At 56.0% G+C, this 23,651-nt stretch carries 23 protein-coding genes; 17 read left to right on the plus strand and 6 right to left on the minus strand.

Annotated elements, in window-relative coordinates:
• The first annotated feature begins 32 nt into the window (after window positions 1-32).
• Entirely contained in the window at window positions 33-158 is a 126-nt protein-coding gene (gene mntS, locus ABLU78_RS22355; RefSeq protein ID WP_015367575.1) for a manganase accumulation protein MntS, read from the plus strand.
• A gap of 268 nt (window positions 159-426) precedes the next feature.
• Entirely contained in the window at window positions 427-2,004 is a 1,578-nt protein-coding gene (locus tag ABLU78_RS22360) for a phosphoethanolamine transferase (RefSeq protein WP_032707650.1), read from the plus strand.
• Window positions 2,005-2,073: 69 nt separating this feature from the next.
• Here the strand turns inward: ABLU78_RS22360 and ompX are convergent, their stop codons facing one another.
• Complete coding sequence (ompX, locus tag ABLU78_RS22365; protein WP_015704823.1) at window positions 2,074-2,589, minus strand: outer membrane protein OmpX; 516 nt, start codon at window positions 2,587-2,589, stop codon at window positions 2,074-2,076.
• Window positions 2,590-2,941: 352 nt separating this feature from the next.
• Between ompX and rhtA the strand changes: the two genes are divergently transcribed.
• From rhtA to ybiO, 6 genes are all read left to right on the plus strand, one after another.
• Window positions 2,942-3,829, plus strand: a complete 888-nt coding sequence (gene rhtA / locus ABLU78_RS22370; protein WP_015704822.1) for a threonine/homoserine exporter RhtA — start codon at window positions 2,942-2,944, stop codon at window positions 3,827-3,829.
• 238 nt (window positions 3,830-4,067) lie between these two features.
• Entirely contained in the window at window positions 4,068-4,571 is a 504-nt protein-coding gene (gene dps / locus ABLU78_RS22375; RefSeq protein WP_015704821.1) for a DNA starvation/stationary phase protection protein Dps, read from the plus strand.
• A gap of 390 nt (window positions 4,572-4,961) precedes the next feature.
• Window positions 4,962-5,708 carry a glutamine ABC transporter substrate-binding protein GlnH gene (glnH, locus tag ABLU78_RS22380; RefSeq protein WP_015367580.1) on the plus strand — a complete coding sequence of 249 codons (747 nt, stop codon included), beginning with the start codon at window positions 4,962-4,964 and terminating at the stop codon, window positions 5,706-5,708.
• 125 nt (window positions 5,709-5,833) lie between these two features.
• On the plus strand, window positions 5,834-6,493 hold the full coding sequence (gene glnP / locus ABLU78_RS22385) for a glutamine ABC transporter permease GlnP (RefSeq protein ID WP_015367581.1): 660 nt from the start codon (window positions 5,834-5,836) through the stop codon (window positions 6,491-6,493).
• The gene (glnQ, locus tag ABLU78_RS22390; protein ID WP_015367582.1) at window positions 6,490-7,212 is read left to right on the plus strand and encodes a glutamine ABC transporter ATP-binding protein GlnQ; all 723 of its coding nucleotides are present in this window, start codon (window positions 6,490-6,492) and stop codon (window positions 7,210-7,212) included. Before glnP ends, glnQ begins: the two co-directional genes overlap by 4 nt.
• A 111-nt stretch (window positions 7,213-7,323) precedes the next feature.
• A complete protein-coding gene (gene ybiO / locus ABLU78_RS22395) occupies window positions 7,324-9,522 on the plus strand; it encodes a mechanosensitive channel protein (RefSeq protein WP_048228560.1) in 2,199 nt (732 codons plus the stop codon).
• Here the strand turns inward: ybiO and rlmF are convergent.
• Window positions 9,519-10,433, minus strand: coding sequence for a 23S rRNA (adenine(1618)-N(6))-methyltransferase RlmF (rlmF, locus tag ABLU78_RS22400; RefSeq protein ID WP_048228558.1), 915 nt, complete (start codon window positions 10,431-10,433; stop codon window positions 9,519-9,521). The two genes, ybiO and rlmF, sit on opposite strands and share 4 nt — an antisense overlap.
• Before the next feature lie 97 nt (window positions 10,434-10,530).
• On the opposite strand from rlmF, the gene ABLU78_RS22405 reads away from it, so the two are divergent.
• The 4 genes from ABLU78_RS22405 (at window position 10,531) to ybiJ (ending at window position 12,498) form a co-directional block, all read left to right on the plus strand.
• Window positions 10,531-11,145 (plus strand): flavin reductase family protein, encoded by a 615-nt coding sequence (locus ABLU78_RS22405; protein WP_015704818.1) that lies wholly within the window; start codon window positions 10,531-10,533, stop codon window positions 11,143-11,145.
• 158 nt (window positions 11,146-11,303) lie between these two features.
• Complete coding sequence (locus ABLU78_RS22410) at window positions 11,304-11,567, plus strand: YdgH/BhsA/McbA-like domain containing protein (RefSeq protein WP_074164477.1); 264 nt, start codon at window positions 11,304-11,306, stop codon at window positions 11,565-11,567.
• 119 nt (window positions 11,568-11,686) lie between these two features.
• Window positions 11,687-11,953 (plus strand): DksA/TraR family C4-type zinc finger protein, encoded by a 267-nt coding sequence (locus tag ABLU78_RS22415; protein WP_015367587.1) that lies wholly within the window; start codon window positions 11,687-11,689, stop codon window positions 11,951-11,953.
• Between the two features lie 284 nt (window positions 11,954-12,237).
• Window positions 12,238-12,498, plus strand: coding sequence for a DUF1471 family protein YbiJ (gene ybiJ / locus ABLU78_RS22420; protein ID WP_015367588.1), 261 nt, complete (start codon window positions 12,238-12,240; stop codon window positions 12,496-12,498).
• 102 nt (window positions 12,499-12,600) lie between these two features.
• Here the strand turns inward: ybiJ and ybiB are convergent, their stop codons facing one another.
• From ybiB to rhlE, 3 genes are all read right to left on the minus strand, one after another.
• The gene (gene ybiB, locus ABLU78_RS22425; protein ID WP_032712930.1) at window positions 12,601-13,569 is read right to left on the minus strand and encodes a DNA-binding protein YbiB; all 969 of its coding nucleotides are present in this window, start codon (window positions 13,567-13,569) and stop codon (window positions 12,601-12,603) included.
• Window positions 13,570-13,619: 50 nt separating this feature from the next.
• Entirely contained in the window at window positions 13,620-15,764 is a 2,145-nt protein-coding gene (gene dinG / locus ABLU78_RS22430) for an ATP-dependent DNA helicase DinG (protein WP_015367590.1), read from the minus strand.
• A gap of 195 nt (window positions 15,765-15,959) precedes the next feature.
• On the minus strand, window positions 15,960-17,300 hold the full coding sequence (gene rhlE, locus ABLU78_RS22435; protein WP_015704814.1) for an ATP-dependent RNA helicase RhlE: 1,341 nt from the start codon (window positions 17,298-17,300) through the stop codon (window positions 15,960-15,962).
• 259 nt (window positions 17,301-17,559) lie between these two features.
• Between rhlE and cecR the strand changes: the two genes are divergently transcribed.
• From cecR to ABLU78_RS22460, 5 genes are all read left to right on the plus strand, one after another.
• Complete coding sequence (gene cecR, locus ABLU78_RS22440; RefSeq protein ID WP_048228557.1) at window positions 17,560-18,237, plus strand: transcriptional regulator CecR; 678 nt, start codon at window positions 17,560-17,562, stop codon at window positions 18,235-18,237.
• Window positions 18,234-19,226 carry a secretion protein HlyD gene (hlyD, locus tag ABLU78_RS22445; RefSeq protein ID WP_015704812.1) on the plus strand — a complete coding sequence of 331 codons (993 nt, stop codon included), beginning with the start codon at window positions 18,234-18,236 and terminating at the stop codon, window positions 19,224-19,226. Before cecR ends, hlyD begins: the two co-directional genes overlap by 4 nt.
• Window positions 19,219-20,958 carry an ATP-binding cassette domain-containing protein gene (locus ABLU78_RS22450; protein ID WP_048228556.1) on the plus strand — a complete coding sequence of 580 codons (1,740 nt, stop codon included), beginning with the start codon at window positions 19,219-19,221 and terminating at the stop codon, window positions 20,956-20,958. Before hlyD ends, ABLU78_RS22450 begins: the two co-directional genes overlap by 8 nt.
• Window positions 20,948-22,081: an ABC transporter permease gene (locus tag ABLU78_RS22455; RefSeq protein ID WP_042895141.1), complete on the plus strand. Its 1,134-nt coding sequence runs from the start codon at window positions 20,948-20,950 to the stop codon at window positions 22,079-22,081. Before ABLU78_RS22450 ends, ABLU78_RS22455 begins: the two co-directional genes overlap by 11 nt.
• An 88-nt stretch (window positions 22,082-22,169) precedes the next feature.
• The gene (locus ABLU78_RS22460) at window positions 22,170-23,276 is read left to right on the plus strand and encodes an ABC transporter permease (protein WP_015704809.1); all 1,107 of its coding nucleotides are present in this window, start codon (window positions 22,170-22,172) and stop codon (window positions 23,274-23,276) included.
• Here the strand turns inward: ABLU78_RS22460 and ABLU78_RS22465 are convergent.
• Window positions 23,238-23,648 carry a YbhQ family protein gene (locus ABLU78_RS22465; protein ID WP_032712926.1) on the minus strand — a complete coding sequence of 137 codons (411 nt, stop codon included), beginning with the start codon at window positions 23,646-23,648 and terminating at the stop codon, window positions 23,238-23,240. The genes ABLU78_RS22460 and ABLU78_RS22465 overlap by 39 nt on opposite strands.
• Window positions 23,649-23,651: the final 3 nt, after the last annotated feature.

Here is a 23,651-nt window from a genome sequence, read left to right on the forward strand (position 1 = left end):
TTTGACGGCGCGAAAACGCAGGAGGAATAACCATGAACGAATTCAAGAGGTGCTTAAACGTGTTTAGCCATTCACCCTTTAAAGTACGCTTAATGCTGATCGGCATGCTGTGCGACATGATCAACGGCAAACCGCAGCAGGATAAACCTAACCACTAACGCGGCGTCGCGGTACGCCGCTTCATTTTTTTGTCATTTTTCCCCGTTAACCTACCCGGTTGCCTCGCCTTTCAGCGCTTTTTTCAAGTTTTGTAAGCTTTCTCGCAAAACAATCTGTTATGAATAGTTGACCTTACCATTCGCAGGCCCTATCGTTTGTCAGCCCTGCCACTACTGCGGCTCGCAGAGACCCTCTTCACGCACTGTCCAGCAGGTTTTACCCCCTTGATGCCAGGGGACGAACATGGCGTCTTGTTGATTACGAATTATGAATGTCACTCTGAAAGAAACGCTGGCCGCCCGCAGACTGGCCCTGAACCCGTGGACAGGATTCTACTTTTTACAGTCGCTGTTGATTAATCTGGCGCTTGGGTATGAATTTAGCTTGCTCTATACCGTTGCGTTTACCTGCGTACTCCATCTGCTTTGGCGCACCTTTCCGCGGGTACAAAAAGGGGTAGTTGGCCTCTATTCCCTGCTGGCCGCGATGTACTATCCCTTCGGCCAGGCTTACGGCGCGCCAAACTTCAATACGCTGCTGGCGCTGCACGCCACCAACGTGGAAGAGTCGACGGAAATTCTCACTATTTTCCCGTGGTACAACTATTTGCTGGCGGTATTTATCTTCGCCCTCGGCGTCATTGCCGTACGGCGCAAACCACAGCCGCCCGCGCGCCTTGGCAAAGTGGAATATCTGGGGCTGCTGTTTAGCATCGGTATCTTCTTCCTGCAACCTGTGCAGAATCTGGCCTGGGGCGGCGTCTTTAAAGTCATTGATAGCGGTTATCCCGCTGTGCGCTTCGTAAAAGACGTGATCGTTAATAACAATGAAGTGCTGGATGAACAGGCGCGGATGGCGCAGTTGGCGAACATGAAAGATAGCTGGCACGTGCTGGCGGTGAAGCCGAAGTACCATCTCTATGTCGTGGTGATTGGTGAGAGCGCGCGCCGCGATGCGCTTGGCGCTTTCGGCGGCCACTGGGACAACACGCCGTTCGCCAGTTCGGTCAACGGCTATCTGTTTAAAAACTACGTCGCCGCCAGCGGCTCCACGCAGAAGTCGCTGGGCCTGACCCTCAATCGGGTGGTAGACGGTAAACCCCAGTATCAGGATAACTTCGTCACCCTCGCCAACCGCGCGGGCTTCCAAACCTGGTGGTTCTCCAATCAAGGGCAAATTGGTGAATACGACACCGCCATCGCCAGCATCGCCAAACGCGCCGATGAGGTGCAGTTCCTGAAAAATGGGGATTTTGAAGCCAATAAAAATACGCAGGATGAGCAGCTGCTGAAACTGACCGAGCAGGTCTTATCAGTCGAGCGCAGCCAGCCGCAGTTGATCGTATTGCATATTATGGGCTCGCACCCGCAGGCCTGCGATCGTACCAAAGGCAAGTACACCACCTTTGTGCAGTCAAAGGAGACCTCATGCTATCTCTACAGCGTGACGCAAACCGACGCGCTGTTGGCGAAACTCTACGGCCAGCTACAGAATTCCGGCAGCTCTTTCTCGCTCACCTATTTTTCCGATCACGGTCTGGCATTTAAAGAACGCGGTAAGGCGGTGCAGTATCTCGCCCATGATGACAAATATCAGCAGAACTTCCAGGTACCGTTTATGGTGCTCTCCAGCGACGATAAAGCGCATAAGATGATTAAAGCCCGCCGCTCGGCGAATGATTTCCTCAGCTTCTTCTCGCAGTGGACCGGCATCAGCGCACAGGAAATTACCCCACGCTATCGCTTTATCTCGGAACAGAAAGCCGGACCGGTGTATATCACCAATTTCCAGTTACAGAAGGTGGACTACAACCATCTGGGCAGCGACGAGTTTACCGTCAACTAAACGGTATCGCCGAATCACAGACAAAAAAAATCCGCCCCTTGAGGCGGATTTTTTATATCACCGAAGTGATTAGAAGCGGTAACCTACGCCAGCAATCCAGGTGCCGACGTCAACGTTACGAATGCGAGACTGCTCGTAGGAGAAGTCCAGGGCAACGTTTTCGATCGGGTTGAACTGCATACCAGCGCCGTAAGAGAAACCGTAGTCGCTCATGTCGGATTTGTGGTTCGGGAAGTTGTTGTTCTGGAACTTACCGTAGCCAACACCGATTACACCGTAGATGCTCGCCCAGTCGTTCAGACGGTAAGCCGGACCAGCGGTGATGCCGTAGTACTGACCTTTGTTGTAAGTACCGTTGCTGGTGTTGTCTTTTTCGGTGTAGGTGAAGGAACCGATAACGCCCAGCGGGTTGTTATCTTGCTCGTAACGGTACTTAAGGTTGAAACCGCCTGCTTTGTTAGCTTTACCCTGCATGTCGCTCTGAGCGTAACCACCGGTAACGGTAGAAGTTGCAGCGAAAGCAGTAGTACCTACGGATGCAGCCAGAACAACGGCCAGTGCTGAAAGACGTGCAATTTTATTCATAACCACCTCAAATGTGTTTCTAATAAGTCCTAAGTCTTAAATATATCAAAAACTTTTGGGAAACTCTTTTGACTTTACATTGTCTAACATACTTTTTCATGTAAGCAAAAGTTTCCACGATTTCGTAACAATCTGGAAATCAAACACTTTTCGCGCAAAAAGTGCTTAACGTTTACCAGCCGTAAGCGCTGTGCATCCAGATTATTCTTAGTCGCGAAGGCATTCCCCTACGCATTTTACGCCATTGTACTGTTTTTCCACCCTCTTTTTTCAACAATCGCTAAACCGTTAAGCGGTTATTCCAGTACACTGGAACCTTTACCTCTTTTGACAAACCCTGACAGGAGAAAGGATGCCCGGCTCGTCCCGTAAAGTTCCGGCGTGGTTGCCGATACTGGTTATTTTGATCGCCATGGTCTCCATTCAGAGCGGCGCATCTCTGGCGAAATCGCTCTTCCCGTTGATTGGCGCACCGGGAGTCACCGCTCTACGCCTGACGCTCGGCACTTTAATTTTAGTCGTTATTTTTAAGCCGTGGCGACTGCGCTTTGCCCCGCAGCAGCGGCTACCGCTGTTCTTTTACGGCGTGGCGCTAGGGGCGATGAACTATCTCTTCTATTTATCGCTTCAGCGGATCCCGCTTGGCGTCGCGGTCGCGCTGGAGTTCACCGGGCCGCTGGCGGTGGCGCTCTTCGGTTCACGCCGCCCGCTTGATTTCGTCTGGGTGGCGCTGGCGGTGCTCGGGCTGTGGTTCCTGCTGCCGCTTGGGCAAAACGTAGGGGAAGTGGATTTAGTCGGCGCGCTGTTCGCGCTCGGCGCCGGCGCATTCTGGGCGGTCTATATTCTTACCGGCCAGCGCGCGGGTGAAGAACACGGCCCGGCGACGGTGGCCATGGGCTCGCTCATCGCGGCGGTAATTTTTGTGCCCATCGGCGTCGTCCAGGCCAGCGATACGCTGCTGCAATGGTCGTTGCTGCCGCTGGGGCTTGGCATCGCCATTCTCTCCACCGCCCTACCCTATTCGCTGGAAATGATCGCCCTGACCCGGATGCCCACCCGTACCTTCGGCACGCTGATGAGCATGGAGCCGGCTCTGGCGGCGCTGTCGGGAATGGTGTTCCTCGGCGAGACGCTAACCCTGACGCAAACTCTGGCATTAGGGGCCATTATCGTTGCCTCAATGGGTTCCACGCTGACCATGCAGCGGCAAAGCAAAATCGAGAAAGTCGATATAAATTAAGATTTTGTTACCGCACTGGCCCGTGACGGTATCGGGCCAGCCGTCTCATGCTAACAAATTGAATTAAAATGTTTTTTTAAATAGCCAACAACTCTGTGCTATCAAACTGATATGGACAGCCGATGCCTCATACCCGATATCCCTTGCTATAATTAGTCCCGAAGTCATTTGGGACAAACGCTCTACATAATTCAAATTTGAAGTATGACGAGTATCAATATCAAGAGGATATGAAACTATGAGTACCGCAAAACTGGTTAAAACTAAAGCGTCTAACCTGCTCTACACCCGTAACGATGTGGCAGACAATGAGAAGAAAGCGACTATTGAGCTGCTGAATCGCCAGGTGATCCAGTTCATCGACCTGTCTCTGATCACCAAGCAGGCCCACTGGAATATGCGCGGTGCCAACTTTATTGCTGTCCATGAAATGCTGGATGGTTTCCGCACTGCGCTCACCGATCACCTTGATACGATGGCTGAACGTGCCGTTCAACTGGGCGGCGTCGCACTGGGCACCACTCAGGTCATCAACAGCAAAAGCCCGCTGAAAAGCTACCCGCTGGATATTCACTCCGTTCAGGAACACCTGAAAGAGCTGGCGGACCGTTACGCCATCGTGGCCAATGATGTGCGTAAAGCGATCAGCGAAGCGAAAGATGAAGACACCGCCGATATCTTTACCGCGGCTTCCCGCGACCTGGATAAATTCCTGTGGTTCATCGAAGCGAATATCGAATAAACGTCTACCGCCGTCAGCGCCCGCTGGCGGCTTTTTCCTTTTCTCCCACGCTACCCCCCGCAATCGCTTAGCTCGCCCTCTTTTGGTGCATATGTATGTACACAATACGTACTAAAGTAAAACAATTGTAATAATCACCTCACACAATCGTTACAGCAAGATTGTTTTCCCATCAGGGTTTGCGTTAAAAATGCTCTGGTTATTCGCTACGTTTATATTGCACCAAAATGATGCCCCGTCACGGTGCGTTTGCTGTATCGAGTAACCGAAATTGTGCAAGCAATATGAAAGCTCCTGTTGAAAAACAATAGCTTGTAAAACTGGCACGATTTTTTCATTAGGCTACACGTTCTCGCAGGGGCTCGTCCCGTGGATAAAAAAGGAAATACTATGAAGTCTGTATTAAAAGTGTCACTGGCTGCACTGACCCTGGCTTTTGCGGTTTCGTCTCACGCCGCAGATAAAAAACTGGTAGTCGCCACCGATACGGCGTTTGTTCCGTTTGAATTTAAGCAAGGTGATAAATACGTCGGCTTCGATATTGACCTGTGGGCCGCGGTCGCTAAAGAACTGAAACTGGACTACACCCTGAAACCAATGGACTTCAGCGGCATCATTCCCGCGCTGCAGACCAAAAACATCGATCTGGCGCTGGCGGGGATCACCATCACCGACGAGCGTAAAAAAGCAATCGACTTCTCCGACGGCTACTACAAAAGCGGCCTGCTGGTGATGGTGAACGCGAAAAACAATGACATTAAAGATGTGAAAGATCTGAACGGCAAAGTGGTCGCCGTGAAGAGCGGCACCGGCTCCGTTGATTATGCGAAAGCCAACATCAAAACCAAAGATCTGCGCCAGTTCCCGAACATTGATAACGCTTATATGGAACTGGGCACCGGCCGCGCTGACGCGGTACTGCACGACACGCCAAACATCCTGTACTTCATTAAAACTGCCGGTCAGGGCAAGTTCAAAGCGGTAGGCGAATCGCTGGAAGCGCAAAGCTACGGTATCGCCTTCCCGAAAGGCAGCGACGAACTGCGCGAAAAAGTGAACGGCGCGCTGAAAACGCTGCGTGAAAACGGCACCTACAACGAAATTTACAAAAAATGGTTCGGTACTGAACCAAAATAATAATCAGGACGACTTCCCGCGGCCAATCCGCCGCGGGCTCCACGGCGCCAGGGTCTCTTTGCCCGGCGCCGTATTCGCAGAGGCTTTCTCTGCTTTCGACACGGTAACAGTAACAGGAACACATTATGCAGTTTGACTGGAGTGCCATCTGGCCCGCCATTCCTATTTTGCTGGAAGGCGCCAAAATGACGCTGTGGATTTCGGTCCTCGGCCTGGTTGGCGGCCTTATCATCGGTCTGGTGGCCGGTTTCGCCCGCTGTTTCGGCGGCTGGATAGCCAACCACATCGCGCTGGTATTTATTGAAATCATCCGCGGCACGCCTATTGTGGTGCAGGTGATGTTCATTTACTTCGCGCTGCCGATGGCGTTTAGCGACTTACGCATCGACCCGTTCACCGCCGCGGTGGTGACCATCATGATCAACTCCGGGGCCTATATCGCGGAAATCACCCGCGGCGCGGTGCTGTCCATCCATAAAGGTTTCCGCGAAGCGGGTCTGGCGCTGGGACTCTCCCGCCGCGAGACCATCCGCCACGTGATCCTGCCGCTGGCGCTGCGCCGTATGCTGCCGCCGCTCGGTAACCAATGGATTATCAGTATCAAAGATACGTCGCTGTTTATCGTTATCGGCGTCGCCGAACTGACCCGCCAGGGCCAGGAAATTATTGCCGGTAACTTCCGCGCGCTGGAAATCTGGAGCGCCGTTGCCGTCATTTATCTGATCATCACCCTGGTGTTGAGCTTCATTCTGCGTCGTCTTGAAAGAAGGATGAAAATCCTGTGATTGAATTTAAAAACGTTTCCAAACACTTTGGCCCGACTAAAGTGCTGCACGATATCGATCTGAAGATCAACAAAGGCGAAGTGGTCGTGATCATCGGGCCGTCCGGCTCCGGTAAATCCACGCTGCTGCGCTGCATCAATAAACTGGAAGAGATCACCAGCGGCGATCTTATCGTCGATGGCCTGAAGGTGAACGACCCGAAAGTTGACGAGCGCTTAATTCGCCAGGAAGCCGGAATGGTATTCCAGCAGTTCTATCTGTTCCCGCACCTGACGGCGCTGGAGAACGTGATGTTCGGCCCGCAGCGCGTGCGCGGCGCGTCGAAAGCGGCGGCGGAAACGCTGGCGAAAGAGCTGCTGGCGAAGGTGGGTCTTGCGGAACGCGCGCACCACTATCCATCCGAACTCTCCGGCGGCCAGCAGCAGCGCGTCGCTATTGCCCGCGCGCTGGCGGTGAAACCGAAAATGATGCTGTTTGATGAGCCGACTTCGGCACTTGACCCGGAACTGCGCCATGAAGTGCTGAAAGTCATGCAGGACCTGGCTGAGGAAGGCATGACGATGGTCATCGTAACCCACGAAATCGGCTTTGCTGAAAAAGTGGCATCACGGCTGATCTTCATCGATAAAGGCCGCATCGCCGAAGACGGCGACCCGCAGGTTCTGGTGAAGAACCCGCCAAGCCCGCGTCTGCGCGAGTTTTTACAGCACGTAGCCTGATGCGCCCGGCTCTCCCCGGTAAGGGGAGAGCCGCTTTCCAGATTCATCCCACCGCTCCTTCTCCTCTGACCCCTTCTATACTTAGCAGTTTGAGATGCAATGGAGGCGCCCATGCCGTGGATCCTACTGTTGCTCGCTGCGCTGTGGATTTCGCCGCTGTCGGCGGCGTCATTGCCCGGCATTCCGGCGGCGACAACCGACAAAAGCACAGCCAGCGAGCCTGACCTCGAACAAAAAAAAGCCGCCTGGGCGGCATTAGCTGACGTGCTGGATAATCCAGACTCGCGGCAGGAGTTAATCGATGAGCTGCGCAAAGCCGCCGCTACCCAGCCCCCTGCCGCCGCCCCCACGCTGACCCCGCCAGAAGTCAAAGACGAGCAAACCGTTCTGGAAAGCGTGACGGAAATTAGCCGCCAGTATAGCGAGCGCCTGTCGTCACGGTTTTCGCAGCTATGGCGCAATATCACCGGCTCGCCGCATAAGCCTTTCCATGCCGATGCTTTTCGCAATGCCGCTGGCGACTTCCTGCTGCTGGCCGGGCTGGTATTTGCCTTCTGGTGGTTAGTACGCCTGGCGGCGCTGCCGCTGTACCGCAAAATGGGCCATTGGGGAAGGCACAAAAACCGTGAGCGCAACAACTGGCTCCAGTTACCGGCAACCATCGCTGGCGCTTTTATCATTGACCTGCTGCTGCTGGCGCTAACGCTGTTTATCGGCCAGCTGTTAAGCGATCGTTTAAACGGCGGCAACCGCACCATTGCTTTCCAACAAAGCCTGTTTCTTAACGCCTTCGCGCTGATCGAGTTTTTTAAAGCCATTCTGCGATTGATTTTTTGCCCGCGGATTGCCGATTTACGCCCCTTCAATATCAGCGACGAACACGCAATCTACTGGAACTTACGCCTCAGCGCCCTGAGTAGCCTGATTGGTTACGGGCTGATCGTAGCGGTGCCGATTATCTCCAATCAGGTTAACGTGCAGATTGGCGCGCTGGCCAACGTCATCATAATGTTGTGCATTACGGTGTGGGCGCTGTATCTGATTTTCCACAACAAACGCGCCATCACTCAGGGGCTTATCCATCTTGCCGACCGCTCGCTGCCGTTCTTCAGCTTGTTTATTCGCGCTTTTGCTCTGGTCTGGCACTGGCTGGCCTGCGCTTACTTTATCGTGCTGTTCTTCTTTTCGCTCTTTGACCCCGGCAACAGCCTCAAATTTATGATGGGCGCGACGCTGCGCAGCCTCGCTATCGTCGGCGCCGCGGCGCTGGTATCCGGTATTTTGTCACGCTGGATAGCCAAAACCATCACCCTGTCGCCAGAAACCCAACGCCACTACCCGGAGCTGCAAAAACGGCTCAACGGCTGGATCTCCGCCTCGCTGAAAGCCGCGCGGATCCTTACGGTATGCGTGACGGTGATGCTGTTGCTGAGCGCCTGGGGTCTATTTGATTTTCAGCAATGGCTTCACAATGATGCCGGGCAGAAAACGGTGGATGTCCTGATTCGTATCGCGCTGATCCTGTTCTTCTCCGCCGTCGGCTGGACCCTGCTGGCAAGCCTGATTGAGAACCGCCTGTCATCGGACATTCATGGACGCCCGCTGCCCAGCGCTCGCGCCAGAACGCTGCTGACGCTGTTTCGCAACGCGCTGGCGGTGGTCATTACCACTATTACGATAATGATCTTATTGTCGGAAGTGGGGGTGAACATCGCGCCGCTGCTGGCGGGCGCCGGGGCATTAGGATTGGCTATCTCTTTCGGCGCCCAAACGCTGGTCAAAGATATTATTACCGGCATCTTTATCCAGTTTGAAAACGGGATGAACACCGGCGATCTGGTGACCATCGGGCCATTAACCGGTACGGTGGAACGGATGTCGATCCGCTCGGTGGGCGTGCGCCAGGATACCGGGGCGTACCATATTATTCCCTGGTCTTCGATAACCACCTTCGCCAACTTTGTGCGCGGGATCGGTTCGGTGGTCGCCAACTATGATGTCGACAGGCAGGAGGATTTGGATAAAGCCAATCAGGCGCTGAAGGCGGCGGTAGACGATCTGATGGCGCAGGAGGAGATCCGCGGGCTAATTATTGGCGAACCGTCGTTCGCCGGGCTGGTAGGACTAAGCAATACCGCGTTTACGTTACGCGTCAGCTTTACGACGCTGCCGCTGAAGCAGTGGGCGGTACGCTTTGCCCTCGATACCCAGGTGAAGCAGCATTTCGATCGCACCGGCGTGCGTGCGCCGGTACAAACCTGGCAGGTATTGCCGCCGCCGGGCAACGCAAACCCGGCGGCAGAGACTTAAAATGGACGGCGGCGCTTTGCGTCGTCCATAAAGCTCCAGGCGATAAAGCGGCTCTGTTTCTGCCCCTGCGCCATCTCTTTTTTCACCACTTTCACCGCGCCGACGTCGGTCAGCAGGCGATACAGCGGCGGCAGATTGTCGCCGCGGGAGACCAGCGAGGTAAACCATTTAACCTGGCGGCCGAACTGCTGGCTTTCGCGGATCATCTGCGAAATAAAGGCCACTTCCCCGCCTTCACACCACAGTTCCTGCTGCTGGCCGCCGAAGTTCAGTACGCTATCTTCCCCCAGCCCCAGATTACGGCGTTTACGCTCGCCACCGGCACGCGCGCTGGCGGCGGAATCGTGGAACGGCGGGTTGCAGAGGGTCGCATCATAGGTTTCATTCTTATGAATGATGCCGGTAAAGATTGCCTGGCCCTCTTTCTGACGACGTAGACGAATTTGTCGCGTCAGCCCTGGATTGCCGTTGATAATCGCTTGGGCACTGGCAAAGGCCTGCGGGTTGACTTCGCTACCGGTAAAGCGCCAGCCGTATTCATGCGCGCCAATCAGCGGATAGATGCAGTTCGCGCCGGTACCGATATCGAGAATGGTGGCTTTTTTCGGGATCTCGCCGCTATCCTGCGCCAGCAGGTCGGCCAGATGGTGGATATAGTCCGCGCGTCCCGGCACCGGCGGGCACAAGAAGCCGTCAGGAATATCCCAGTGTTTTACCGCGTAAAAGTGCGCCAGCAGCGCCTTATTCAACGCCTTCACCGCCAGTGGATTAGCAAAATCAATGGTTTGCTCACCTGCCGGATTCAGGGTGATATAGATTTGCAGCTCAGGATGAGTCTGGCACAGCGCTGGCAAATCATAGCGTTGGTGATGACGGTTACGCGGGTGCAACCCCGGCTTTTCGGCTTTCATGGCAATCTCCTTTCAACAGCCGCGTAAGATACCCGTTGACGGCGGCGCGGTAAATAAGGGAGTCTGGATATCTTCTTATTTCGCTTTCTGGTGCTCTATGTACTTCTATCAACCTGCCGAAGGCCACGGCCTGCCGCACGACCCGCTGAATGCCATCGTCGGGCCGCGCCCCATCGGCTGGATCGCTTCGCTCGATAGCGCAGGGCAACGCAATCTCGCCCCCTACAGCTTCTTCAACTGCTTTAACTATCGGCCACCGATCATCGGTTTCGCCAGCGGCGGCTGGAAAGACAGTGTGCAGAACATTGTTGAAACAAAAGAATTTGTCTGGAATCTGGCTACCCGGCCACTCGCCGAAGCGATGAATGAAACTTCCGCCACTATTCCACGTCATGAAGATGAATTCCTGCGCGCCGGATTGACCGCCGCGCCGAGCCGGATCGTCCGCGCCCCGCGCGTGGCGGAAAGCCCGGTCAACTTCGAATGTCGCCTGTCGCAGTGTATTCAGTTAACGCGCGCCAGCGGCGAAGCCATCGATAGCTGGCTGGTGCTCGGTGAAGTGGTCGCCGTGCATATCGATGAGTCGCTGCTGGAAGACGGGATTTATCAAACCGCGAAAGCGCAGCCGATTTTACGCGCCGGCGGGCCGACGGCCTACTACAGCATTGATGAAAGCCAGCGCTTCGATATGATCCGCCCGGACGCTCGTTAACTTTAGCGTAGCAAGGATAATACATGCCGTCGCTGGCGAAAGCCTGTGCGGCAATAAGCGCGTAAAGTGGTTGTTTGCCCATTATTATTTATCCGGTGGTTCTGCTCATCACGACCTAAACTTAAGGTATGTCCCATGCTGTTAATGAGGATATAGCCATGAGAACCTTTCTGCTCGCCCCCGCTTTTATCGCCCTTGCTCTTCTCTCCTCACCCACACAGGCCAACAACCCCGAGACCGCTGCCGTGGCCGTTGGCCCGCTGCGCCCGTCCGGCTCAGTTTCCGCCTCCGGCGCCAGCACCCTCGACGACTTACAGGCGCAACTGGCGCAAAAAGCCCACCAGCAGGGGGCGATTGCCTGGCGAATAAACGCCGCTGGCGGCGGCAACAAATTAGCCGGCACGGCGATTATTTATAAATAATCCTTCTGCCCGCGCCGGGAATACGCAGGCGGCAATGCCGGCGCCCGGGACTTGGCTGCGCATTTTTTGCCCCCATATTTTCTATACTGTTTACAGATTGCTAATACGAGGAGCGCATCATGGCATCAGGTTGGGCAAACGATGGGGCCGTCCAGGATCAAATTGACAGCACGGTAAACGATGCCGTCGCCCGCGCCCGCAGCGAGCTTCCTGGCGGAGAGAGCAACAAATTTTGTGAAGAATGCGGAGAGCCCATTCCGGAAGCGCGGCGTAAGGCGCTCGCCGGGGTCAGATACTGCGTGAAGTGCCAGCAGGATAAAGATTTACACAACAATACATATTCAGGATATAATCGTCGTGGCTCCAAAGACAGCCAGCTACGCTGACCTTCCTTTACCGTTCATTACCGCTGATTGCGCTATCTTTTCACGCACGTTTTTTGGCGAAAAAAGTGGCAAAATGTGCCTTTAGTTGCCATGGCAACTAGTTTGTCCTTCTAGCGCAGCAATAGCGTAAAATAATTTATTAATAATCAATAAATTATTCTTCTTTCAAAAAATTCGATGAAGACTGTGAATTTCCTTCGATTTTATCTCGCGACAAAAAACGTGATACTTATCACATCGACGGAACATCGTCCCCCTACAGAACACACTGCGAGAGATTAATTATGAAAAACATCAAATACGCTGCCGCTGCTATCGCCCTTTCCGCTCTGTCTTTCGGCGCATTCGCCGCTCAGCCGGTAACCCCAGCCCAGGCAGAAAGCATGAATAAAATCGGCGTTGTTTCCGCTGAAGGCGCAACAACTCTGGATGGTCTGGAAGCCAAACTGGCTGCTAAAGCCGATGCCGCTGGCGCAACCGGCTACAGCATCACCTCCGCTAACACCAACAACAAAGTTAGCGGTACCGCGGTTATCTACAAATAATCGCAGCAATACTCTGAAATGCCACTGAATTAACCCTGAAAAGACCTTTTAAATACCCTTGTTTGCCCGTCCGAGCCACCGGACGGGCTTTTTTTTGTCCGTTTACCAGCGTTCGGCAACCTGCGCCAGGCCATTAGCGAGCGAAGTCGCCTGACCGGTGGCAACCAGGCAGCAGGCAAGCTGAATTTTCAGCGACTGCGGAACCGGCTCGCTACCGCTCACGCAGCGCTCAATCCAGCGCGCGGTAATTTCAGGATCTTTGGATTCCGGCAATGCCACTTTTTCCTGCACACTCTCGTCGGCCCGCTCATGCAACACTCTGGTTCCCGCCGCATCAATCAGGTTAATTTGCGGGCAGCGCTGCGGGTTGGCATAGACTTCACCTTCGGTACCGTGCATCAGCAGCGCCCGGCCACCGATCTGCGTAAAGAACGCCGCGACCTTGCCGACATATTCCGGATGCGACACGCTCGACAGACGCAGCGCGGCATCTTCAGCGAACGGCGTCGCCAGCTTGGCCAGCGTATGCGCGCTGTTGCGCACCCCCATCCGCCAACGCAATGCCAGCTGCTTTTCCAGCGGCGGGCACAGCGCCCCGACCGGGATATAGACCGGCTCATGGCTGTCGAGACGCGCCTGGGCCTGACCCGCGTGGGTGGTGGCCGGGATCCCCATCAGCGCAAAAATGGTCTCGGTCAGGATGCGGGTTGGATCATGACTGACGCCATGAACCACCACCGGGAAACCGAGTTTATGCAGCAGTACCGCCAGCAGCGGCGTCAGGTTGGCCTGTTTGCGCGCGCCGTTATAGCTGGGGATAACAATTGGCATCGGTTTCGCTACCGGCGGCGTCAGGCGGATGGTCTGTAGCTGCATCGCCTCATAAAAGCCCTGCATTTCGGCTTCGCCTTCGCCCTTGATGCGCAGCGCAATGAGAATAGCGCCCAGTTCCAGATCGTCCACTTCACCGTTTAACATCCGCGTATACAGCGCACGGGCCGTGACTAAATCCAGGTCGCGAGCGTGATTTTTTCCGCGCCCGACTTCTTTGATAATTTTGGTGTAATCCATCGACTTGCTCCCTCCAGCGGTAGGCTCCGCCGACCACACCGCTTATGCGCTTAGCGGCGTCGGCGACGCGTCTGTTTTGCTTTGCTTTTTACTATAACCTCGGGAACGCCCGGCTGCTCTATAGGAAATACCGGTAACGCATTTAACAATCGCGCGCCGTAATTTTTAGTCAGCAGGCGCTTATCGTAAATAATGACTTCGCCCCAGCACTGATGGCTACGGATCAGGCGCCCGACCTGTTGAATCAGGTTGAATGAGGCGCTCGGCAGGCTTTGCACCTCAAAGGGATAGCGGTTGAGGCTTTTCAACCACTCGCCTTCGGTGATCACTACCGGGCTGTCGATCGGCGGGAAGGCGATTTTATGGATATGCACCTGGCTTAACAGTTCGCCTTTTAAATCCAGCCCTTCGGCAAAAGATTGCAAGCCAACTAACACGCTGCGCTCGCCGCCTTCAACGCGTTTACGATGCAGCTCGACCAGTCGATAGCGCGGCTGGTCGCCCTGCACCAGCAGCATCAGGCGCAGATCGGTAACATGTTCCAGAAAGCGATTCATGGCCCGCCCGCTGGCGAACAGCACCAGCATACCAAGATGCTTTTTGCTCTCGACCTGCTCACGGAAAAAAGCCGCCATTTCGGCGATGTGCTGCTCTTCGTTATCAATAAGCGGCTCATAGCGCATTTGCGGAATAATGATTTTTCCCTGCTCGACGTGATTGAACGGCGAGTCCAGCGCCACGAAACGATCGCCCGCTTTCTCTTTCAGACCGCTCATCTCCTGCAGGCGCGAGAAGCTATTCAACGAACGCAGCGTCGCCGAGGTGACGACAATATGCGGCACGCTGCGCCACAGCAGACGTTCGAGCTGATCGCTGACGCGGATCCCCACGCAGTGGAACCAGACATGGATCTGGCCATCGCGAATCTCGCGGGTGGCCCACTTGGTCACCGGCGCGCCGGAAGACTGCGCCATTGAGGCCAGCCGCCACAGCTTGCTCTGACTTTCGAACATGCCAAGTGCCCGGTTCATCTGCAGCAGGATACGATGCAGACGCACCACGTCGTGGCTGCCGGTCTTTTCGCTGAGATCGTTGAGAAACAGCTCCGCCAGCCCGCGTAGCATTTCGGTGAGCTTGGCCAGCCGCTGGCAAATCTCCATCACTTCCTGCGGCAGTTCGCCCATCGGGAAGCGATGCTCCGCCTCCTGGGCGGCAGGCATATAGAGATTGAGAATATTATTGAGCGAGGCGATAAGCTCATACAGCTCTTCGCAGTGTTCGTTCAACCGTTCCGGATTAGCCAACGGCGGCGTGGTCTTCGGACGGAACTGCTCCATGCAGGTCGCCACCAATTTGCTGAACAGATCCAGCTGCAGCCGGTACCAGGGCGCGGTTATCTCGGCGCTCATCTCTAAGGCGTCGCGGGCGACGTCCGGCAGATGGTGGCCTTCGTCGAGCACCAGCAGCAGGTTTTTCGGCTCTGGCAGCACCGCTTCGCTCTCCATGGCCGCCATCACCAACGCATGGTTGGCCACCACCACTTCCGCTTCCTGGATTTCGCGCCGGGCGACGAAGAATGGGCATTCACGGTAGTAGTGGCAGTTGCGGTTAAGACAGCTGGCTTTATCGGTGCTCAGCCGCCCCCACAGGGCGTCATCAATGGGCTTGTCGGTATGATCGCGCAGGCCGTCCCATTTATAGCCGTCGAGATCGGTTTTCAGCGTCGCGCAGAGCTTTTGTTCGGCCTGGTTTTTTGGCGTCAGATCGTCATCGAGGAACGCCAGCAGATCCTGCTGCGTCGCCTCGGTACTGGCCAGCGCCGCCAGATTACGCGGACAAACGTAGCGGCCACGGCCAAAGGCGGCGGTAAAGCGCAGGTCGGGAATAATCTTGCGCAGCAGCGGCAGGTCTTTACTGTAGATTTGATCCTGCAGCGCGACGTTGGCGGTACTGACCACCAGCGTTTTTTGTTCCTCACGGGCAATGGCGATGCCGGGGATCAGATATGACAGCGTTTTGCCGACGCCGGTCGGCGCTTCGATAGCCAGATGCCGCCCCTCTTCCCCGGCGAGCGTTTTCGCCACATCGGCGATCATCTGCCGCTGCGGAGCTCGGGGGATAAAGTCCGGGATCTGTTCCTGAAGCGCCTTATACCAGGCGGCGATTTGCGCTTTAAGCGCAGCGGTCAAAGCCATGAGAAAACCTGAATACTGTATAAACAGCCACTATTGTGCCATTTTTGCCGGCCAGGAGGTATTGCTTTCTGTAGAGGGTGGAATCGCGCTCGATAAAAAACGCAATGAACGGTAAAAAAACGGCCCGCCGCCGCGCACGCGGAGAGACGGGCCGTTATGATGCCTGGGCGCTTTATCGTCCCAGGCAGCAGCATATTATTCGCCGGCAGGTTTACGCGGGCGACGGCGACGCGGTGGTTTACCGTCCTGGGTACGCGCTTTCGGCGCTTCGCCATCCTGACGGCGCGGCGCCTGCTGGCTACGGCCCTGGCTCTGACCGCCGCGTCCTTGCCCCTGACCGCGGCCACCGCCGCCACGCTGCTGACGACCGTTTTGAATCGGCTCCGCTTTAATCGACGGATCCGGCTCGTAACCGGCAACAGCAATACGCGGGATCTCTTTTTTCAGCAGGCGTTCGATATCACGCAGCAGCTTATGCTCGTCCACGCAGACCAGCGACAACGCTTCGCCGGTCGCCGCCGCGCGTCCGGTACGGCCAATCCGGTGCACGTAATCTTCCGGCACGTTCGGCAGCTCATAGTTGACCACGTGCGGCAGCTCTTCGATATCGAGCCCGCGCGCGGCGATGTCGGTGGCGACCAGCACACGAATGCCGCCGGATTTAAAGTCAGCCAGCGCGCGGGTACGCGCACCCTGGCTCTTATTGCCGTGGATGGCGGCGCTACGGATACCGTCTTTATTCAGCTGCTCCGCCAGATGGTTGGCACCGTGCTTGGTACGGGTAAAGACCAGCACCTGCTGCCAATTGCCTTCGCCAATCAGCTGCGAGAGCAGTTCACGCTTACGTTTCTTATCCACAAAGTGAACGTGCTGGGTGATCTGCTCAGAGGCGGTGTTGCGGCGCGCCACTTCGACTTCCAGCGGGTTATGCAGCAGTTTTTCCGCCAGCGCCTTGATCTCATCAGAGAAGGTGGCGGAGAACAGCAGGTTTTGACGACGCGGCGGCAGTTTAGCCAGCACGCGGCGGATGTCGTGGATAAAGCCCATATCCAGCATGCGATCGGCTTCATCCAGTACCAGCACTTCGACTTTATCCAGGCTGACCGCATTCTGATGTTCAAGATCCAGCAGACGGCCTGGGGTGGCGACGAGGATATCGACGCCGCCGCGCAGCTTCATCATCTGCGGGTTGATGCTCACGCCCCCGAAAACCACCAGCGAGCGGATATTGAGATATTTGCTGTAGTCGCGGACATTCTCACCCACCTGCGCCGCCAGTTCGCGGGTCGGCGTCAGGATCAGGGCGCGCACCGGACGGCGCCCCTTCGCGTGCGGCTGATCCTGGGTCAGGCGCTGCAGCAGCGGCAGCGTAAAGCCGGCGGTCTTGCCGGTCCCGGTCTGGGCGCTGGCCATCAGATCGCGGCCCTGCAGTACTGCCGGGATCGCCTGCTGCTGGATGGGGGTCGGCTCAACGTAGCCCTGCTCGGCGACGGCGCGCAGGATATCGGGATTCAGGCCAAGGGAATCAAAAGACATAACAACTCCGAACCGCCCCGACCCGTTTAAGGGCGTAGTTTTCAGGGAGATTATTGCGATAGAGATGGCAAAAACCACAATGCCATGAAGGGGCGCAGTTTAGCAGATTTTGTGACGAACCGCATAAAATATCCCCGCAGGAATTACCAGCAAAATAATACTCGCTTGCGCCGGATAATTTTTCGTCTTCACCATGGTGGACAGTTCAGCGAATCGCCCCTATTCTTAATCAATCGATTGATTAATTTTTTAGAGTGCGATGAACAGTACCTCCGTGACCAGTAAAGGCGAACAAGCCAAAAGCCAGCTTATCGCCGCCGCCATCGCGCAATTTGGCGAATATGGCCTCCATGCGACGACCCGCGATATCGCCGCGCAGGCCGGGCAGAATATCGCCGCTATCACCTATTATTTCGGTTCGAAAGACGACCTGTATCTCGCCTGCGCACAGTGGATCGCCGACTGTATCGGCGAGAATTTCCGCCTGCATGCCGAGGCGGCCGAAGCCCTGCTCGCCCAGACGAAACCTGACAAACCGGCGCTGCGGGAATTGATCCTGCGCAGCTGCCGCGATATGAGTCTGCTGCTGACCCAGGACGACACGGTCAACCTCAGCAAGTTTATCTCTCGCGAGCAGCTCTCCCCTACCGCGGCTTACCAGCTTATCCACCAGCAGGTTATCGCCCCGCTACATAGCTATTTGACCCGGCTTATCGCCGCCTGGACCGGGCGCGATGCCAACGATACGCAGATGATTCTGCACACCCACGCCCTGCTTGGCGAAGTACTGGCCTTCCGCCTCGGGCGGGAAACCATTTTACTGCGTACCGGCTGGGCGCAGTTCGATCAACAAAAGGCTGAACAAATTTTTCAGGTGATCACCTGTCATATCGATTTCATTCTGCAAGGGTTAGCGCAAAGGAGCCTGGGATCATGAAAAAACCCGTCGTCGTTCTATTGGTCGTCATCGTGCTCGCCGCGCTCGGCGGCGGCTGGTGGTGGTATCAAAGCAGCCAGGCAAAAGATCTCACTCTCTACGGCAATGTCGATATTCGTACTGTGAATATGAGCTTCCGCGTCGGCGGGCGGCTGGCAACCCTGAACGTCGATGAAGGCGATGAAATTCGCCGTGGGCAAACCCTCGGCGAACTTGACCGCGCGCCATATGAAAACGCGCTGCAACAGGCGCAGGCCAACGTCTCCACCGCCCAGGCTCAGTACGATTTGATGATGGCGGGTTACCGTGCCGAAGAGATTGCGCAGGCGGCGGCCGCGGTTAATCAGGCGCAGGCCGCCTGGGTCTATGCGCAGAATTTTTATCAACGTCAGCTCGGCCTGCGCGCCAGCAGCGCGATTTCCGCCAACGACCTCGAAAACGCCCGTTCTTCACGCGATCAGGCGCAGGCGACCTTAAAATCGGCGCAGGATAAACTGCGTCAATATCGCGCCGGTAACCGCCCGCAGGAAATTGCCCAGGCCAAAGCCAGCCTTGAACAGGCGCAGGCGGCCCTGGCGCAAGCCAAACTGGACCTGCATGATACCGTACTGACCGCGCCGTCCGACGGCACCTTGATGACCCGCGCCGTCGAACCTGGCACCATGTTAAACGCCGGCGGCACGGTGCTGACACTGTCATTAACCCATCCGGTTTGGGTACGCGCCTACGTTGACGAGAAAAATCTCGGCCAGGCGCAGCCGGGGCGCGAAGTACTGCTGTATACCGATAGCCGGCCGAACAAGCCCTATCACGGTAAAATCGGCTTTGTCTCCCCCAGCGCCGAATTCACGCCAAAGACCGTGGAAACACCGGATTTGCGCACCGATCTCGTCTACCGCCTGCGCATCGTGGTGAACGACGCCGACGCCGCGCTGCGTCAGGGCATGCCGGTGACCGTCTCCTTCAGCAACGGAAACGGGCATGAGTAAGGACGCGATAACTTTAACCGGACTGACACGCGGTTTTCCCGGTATGGACCGACCCGCAGTCGCGCCGCTGAACTGTACGATTCACTCAGGCTACGTCACAGGGCTCGTCGGCCCAGATGGCGCAGGTAAAACGACGCTGATGCGAATGCTGGCCGGTTTACTTAAGCCTGATGAGGGCAGCGCCAGCGTAATCGGCTTCGATCCGCTGAAGGACGACGGCGCGCTGCACGCGGCGCTCGGCTATATGCCGCAGAAATTCGGCCTGTATGAAGATCTGACGGTGATGGAAAACCTGAACCTGTACGCCGATCTGCGCAGCGTCACCGGCGAGGCGCGGAAGAGAATATTCGAGCGCCTGCTGGAATTCACTTCTCTTGGCCCTTTCACCGGGCGATTAGCCGGCAAACTCTCCGGCGGCATGAAGCAAAAACTGGGGCTCGCCTGTACGCTGGTAGGCGATCCGAAAGTGCTGCTGTTAGATGAGCCCGGCGTCGGGGTCGACCCTATCTCGCGCCGCGAGCTGTGGCAGATGGTGCACGAACTGGCCGGCGACGGCATGCTAATCTTGTGGAGCACCTCTTATCTCGATGAAGCCGAGCAGTGCCGCGATGTGCTGCTGATGAACGAAGGTAAATTGCTTTACCAGGGCGAACCGAAGGCGCTGACGCAAACCATGGCCGGGCGCAGCTTTCTGGTCTCCAGCCCGCAGGAAAACAACCGCCGCCTGTTGCAGCGGGCGTTGAAACTACCGCAAATTAGCGATGGCGTGATTCAGGGCAAATCGGTGCGTTTGATCCTGAAAAAGGCAGCCCGCATTGATGAGGTTCAGCAAAACGGCAACATGCCGCCGCTACAGGTGGCCGAAACCGCGCCGCGTTTTGAAGACGCCTTTATCGACCTGTTAGGCGGCGCCGGAACCGCCGAGTCGCCGTTAGGAGAGATTATTCATCACGTGGACGGCAACAAAGACGAAACGGTCATTGAAGCACGGTCGTTAACGAAAAAGTTTGGTGATTTCGCCGCCACCGACCACGTCGATTTCCAGGTTAAACGCGGTGAGATTTTCGGCCTGCTTGGCCCTAACGGCGCCGGTAAATCCACGACCTTCAAAATGATGTGCGGCCTGCTGGTGCCGACCGACGGAAAAGCGCTGGTGCTGGGAATGGATCTCAAGGTCAGCTCCGGTAAAGCGCGCCAGCATTTAGGCTATATGGCGCAAAAATTCTCGCTGTACGGCAACCTCAGCGTCGAGCAGAACCTGCGTTTTTTCTCCGGCGTTTACGGTCTACGCGGCCGGGCGCAAAATGAAAAAATCGCGCGCATGAGCGATGCCTTCGGCCTGAAAAGTATCGCCGGCCACGCCGCCGACGAGCTACCGCTCGGCTACAAGCAGCGGCTGGCGCTGGCCTGCTCGTTGATGCATGAACCCGACATTCTGTTTCTCGATGAACCCACCTCCGGTGTCGACCCGCTTACTCGCCGCGAATTCTGGCTGCATATCAACAGCATGGTCGATAAAGGGGTCACGGTAATGGTGACTACCCACTTTATGGATGAGGCGGAATACTGCGACCGCATCGGGCTGGTCTACCACGGCAAGCTTATCGCCAGCGGCACGCCGGACGCGCTGAAGGCGCAGGCGGCGAATGACAGTCAGGCGGATCCCACTATGGAACAGGCGTTTATTACCCTGATTAACCAATGGGACAAGGAAAACGGTCATGAGCAATAGCATTCTTTCCTGGCGACGGGTTCGCGCGCTGTGTGTCAAAGAGACCCGACAGATCGTCCGCGATCCCAGCAGTTGGCTAATTGCGGTGGTGATCCCCCTGCTCCTGCTGTTTATCTTCGGCTACGGCATAAACCTCGACTCCAGCAAACTGCGAGTCGGCGTATTGCTGGAACAGCAGAGCGAAGAGGCGCTGGATTTCGTCCATACCATGACCGGCTCGCCCTATATCGACGCCACCGTCAGCGATAATCGCCAGCAGTTGATTGAGCTGATGCAGGCCGGGCGCATCCGCGCGATGGTCGTCATTCCCGTCGACTTTGACCGTCAGATGGCCCGCGCCGGCGCCAATGCGCCGATTCAGTTAATTACCGACGGTAGCGAACCGAATACCGCTAACTTCGCGCAGGGCTACGTCGAAGGTATCTGGCAGATCTGGCAACAGCAACGGGCGGAAGACCGCGGTGAGACCTTTGAACCGCTTATCGATGTGCAGATGCGCTACTGGTTTAACCCGGCGGCCATCAGCCAGCACTTTATTATCCCCGGCGCAATTACCATCATCATGACCGTGGTCGGCGCGATATTGACCTCGCTGGTGGTAGCGCGCGAATGGGAACGCGGCACCATGGAAGCGCTGCTATCCACTGAAATCACCCGCGCCGAACTGCTGCTGTGCAAGATAATTCCCTACTATTTCCTCGGCATGCTGGCGATGTTGCTGTGTATGCTGGTATCGGTATTTATTCTCGGCGTGCCCTATCGCGGCTCGCTGCTGATTCTGTTTGTCATCACCAGCCTGTTTTTGCTTAGTACGCTGGGAATGGGGTTACTGATCTCGACCATTACCCGCAACCAGTTTAACGCTGCGCAGGTCGCGTTGAACGCCGCTTTTTTACCATCGATTATGTTGTCCGGGTTTATTTTCCAGATAGACAGTATGCCGGCGGTGATCCGCGCGGTGACCTACGTGATCCCGGCGCGTTATTTCGTCAACACCCTGCAAAGCCTGTTTCTGGCGGGCAATATTCCGGTGGTGCTGCTGGTGAACGTGCTGTTTTTGATTGCTTCGGCGGTGATGTTTATCGGCCTGACGTGGCTGAAAACCAAACGGCGTCTGGATTAACCCTGCGCTCGAATTTTGCCCGGTGGCGCTACGCTTACCGGGCCTACGGTAAGTTTCGGTCGCCCGGGTCCGACATGAGGAAGGTTTTATGTTTCATCGTTTATGGACATTAATCCGCAAAGAGCTGCAGTCGCTGCTGCGCGAACCGCAAACGCGGATGATTTTAATCATGCCGGTGCTGATTCAGGTATTGTTGTTTCCCTTTGCCGCCACGCTTGAGGTGACCAACGCTACCATCGCTATCTATAACGAAGATAGCGGCCGCCACGCGGTGGAGCTCACCCAGCGCTTTGCCCGCGCCAAAGCCTTTACCCACGTCCTGCTGCTGAAAAGCCCGCAGGCGATTCAACCGACCATCGATGAACAAAAAGCCCTGCTCGTGGTGCGCTTCCCGGCGGATTTCTCGCGTAATCTCGACAACTATCAAACCGCCCCGCTACAGCTACTGCTCGACGGGCGTAACTCCAACAGCGCGCAAATCGCCGCTAACTATCTACAGCAGATTGTTAAAAACTATCAGCAGGATCTGCTGCAGGACAAAGCGAAACCGAACAACAGCGAACTGGTGGTGCGCAACTGGTACAACCCGAATCTCGACTATAAATGGTTCGTGGTGCCGTCGCTTATCGCCATGATCACCACCATCGGGGTGATGATCGTCACCTCGCTGTCGGTGGCTCGCGAGCGTGAACAGGGTACCCTCGATCAGCTGCTGGTCTCACCGCTCGCCACCTGGCAAATCTTCGTTGGCAAAGCGGTACCGGCGCTGATAGTCGCCACGATGCAGGCGACTATCGTGCTGGCGATCGGTATCTGGGCTTATCAGATCCCGTTTGCCGGCTCGCTGCTGCTGTTCTATTTCACCATGCTGATTTACGGTCTATCGCTGGTGGGCTTTGGCTTATTGATTTCTTCGCTGTGTTCAACCCAGCAGCAGGCATTTATCGGCGTGTTCGTCTTTATGATGCCGGCGATTCTGCTATCCGGCTACGTTTCACCGGTAGAAAACATGCCACAGTGGCTGCAGGATTTGACCTGGATAAACCCAATCCGGCACTTTACCGATATCACCAAGCAAATTTATCTGAAGGATGCGAGTCTGAAGATTGTGTGGGGAAGTTTGTGGCCGCTATTAGTCATAGCGGCCACCACCGGCTCAGCGGCGTATGCGATGTTCCGAAGAAAGATTGCCTAGTTTTTTATCTTTCGCCAGCAGCGATACTACCGCCGGGCCTGCTAGTATGACCAGCCCGGCGAGGGCCAGCAGCAGGTTGTTGTGCAGCACGCGCGACAACAACCAAAGCACTATCATGGCGGCGCCGAAGTACCAGGTCGTGGTGAGTTCCTCAAGGAAGTCCCCCACGTCGCGCCAGCGCGCTTCATGGTGACGCTGCAAAAACAGCATCGCCAGCAGCGTGACGCCGTACAGTACGCACAGCCCTAATCCGACGCGCACCAGCGCGCCGCTCAGCCAACCCATCACCAGTACCGCCACGACCAGTAGATGCAACATAATCTGCCAGCAACTAAGACCCGTTGCGACGCGTACACGTTGTTGCCACTTCATGGC

Source organism: Klebsiella sp. JN_Kp122 (assembly GCF_040062085.1).
GTDB lineage: Bacteria > Pseudomonadota > Gammaproteobacteria > Enterobacterales > Enterobacteriaceae > Klebsiella > Klebsiella aerogenes.

Excerpts from the sequence above, each read along its gene's own strand:
- mntS (WP_015367575.1), top strand. The coding sequence starts at position 33 with ATGAACGAATTCAAGAGGTGCTTAAACGTGTTTAGCCATTCACCCTTT.
- ABLU78_RS22360 (WP_032707650.1), top strand. The coding sequence starts at position 427 with ATGAATGTCACTCTGAAAGAAACGCTGGCCGCCCGCAGACTGGCCCTG.
- ompX (WP_015704823.1), bottom strand. The coding sequence starts at position 2,589 with ATGAATAAAATTGCACGTCTTTCAGCACTGGCCGTTGTTCTGGCTGCA.
- rhtA (WP_015704822.1), top strand. The coding sequence starts at position 2,942 with ATGCCCGGCTCGTCCCGTAAAGTTCCGGCGTGGTTGCCGATACTGGTT.
- dps (WP_015704821.1), top strand. The coding sequence starts at position 4,068 with ATGAGTACCGCAAAACTGGTTAAAACTAAAGCGTCTAACCTGCTCTAC.
- glnH (WP_015367580.1), top strand. The coding sequence starts at position 4,962 with ATGAAGTCTGTATTAAAAGTGTCACTGGCTGCACTGACCCTGGCTTTT.
- glnP (WP_015367581.1), top strand. The coding sequence starts at position 5,834 with ATGCAGTTTGACTGGAGTGCCATCTGGCCCGCCATTCCTATTTTGCTG.
- ybiO (WP_048228560.1), top strand. The coding sequence starts at position 7,324 with ATGCCGTGGATCCTACTGTTGCTCGCTGCGCTGTGGATTTCGCCGCTG.
- rlmF (WP_048228558.1), bottom strand. The coding sequence starts at position 10,433 with ATGAAAGCCGAAAAGCCGGGGTTGCACCCGCGTAACCGTCATCACCAA.
- ABLU78_RS22405 (WP_015704818.1), top strand. The coding sequence starts at position 10,531 with ATGTACTTCTATCAACCTGCCGAAGGCCACGGCCTGCCGCACGACCCG.
- ABLU78_RS22410 (WP_074164477.1), top strand. The coding sequence starts at position 11,304 with ATGAGAACCTTTCTGCTCGCCCCCGCTTTTATCGCCCTTGCTCTTCTC.
- ABLU78_RS22415 (WP_015367587.1), top strand. The coding sequence starts at position 11,687 with ATGGCATCAGGTTGGGCAAACGATGGGGCCGTCCAGGATCAAATTGAC.
- ybiJ (WP_015367588.1), top strand. The coding sequence starts at position 12,238 with ATGAAAAACATCAAATACGCTGCCGCTGCTATCGCCCTTTCCGCTCTG.
- ybiB (WP_032712930.1), bottom strand. The coding sequence starts at position 13,569 with ATGGATTACACCAAAATTATCAAAGAAGTCGGGCGCGGAAAAAATCAC.
- dinG (WP_015367590.1), bottom strand. The coding sequence starts at position 15,764 with ATGGCTTTGACCGCTGCGCTTAAAGCGCAAATCGCCGCCTGGTATAAG.
- rhlE (WP_015704814.1), bottom strand. The coding sequence starts at position 17,300 with ATGTCTTTTGATTCCCTTGGCCTGAATCCCGATATCCTGCGCGCCGTC.
- cecR (WP_048228557.1), top strand. The coding sequence starts at position 17,560 with ATGAACAGTACCTCCGTGACCAGTAAAGGCGAACAAGCCAAAAGCCAG.
- hlyD (WP_015704812.1), top strand. The coding sequence starts at position 18,234 with ATGAAAAAACCCGTCGTCGTTCTATTGGTCGTCATCGTGCTCGCCGCG.
- ABLU78_RS22450 (WP_048228556.1), top strand. The coding sequence starts at position 19,219 with ATGAGTAAGGACGCGATAACTTTAACCGGACTGACACGCGGTTTTCCC.
- ABLU78_RS22455 (WP_042895141.1), top strand. The coding sequence starts at position 20,948 with ATGAGCAATAGCATTCTTTCCTGGCGACGGGTTCGCGCGCTGTGTGTC.
- ABLU78_RS22460 (WP_015704809.1), top strand. The coding sequence starts at position 22,170 with ATGTTTCATCGTTTATGGACATTAATCCGCAAAGAGCTGCAGTCGCTG.
- ABLU78_RS22465 (WP_032712926.1), bottom strand. The coding sequence starts at position 23,648 with ATGAAGTGGCAACAACGTGTACGCGTCGCAACGGGTCTTAGTTGCTGG.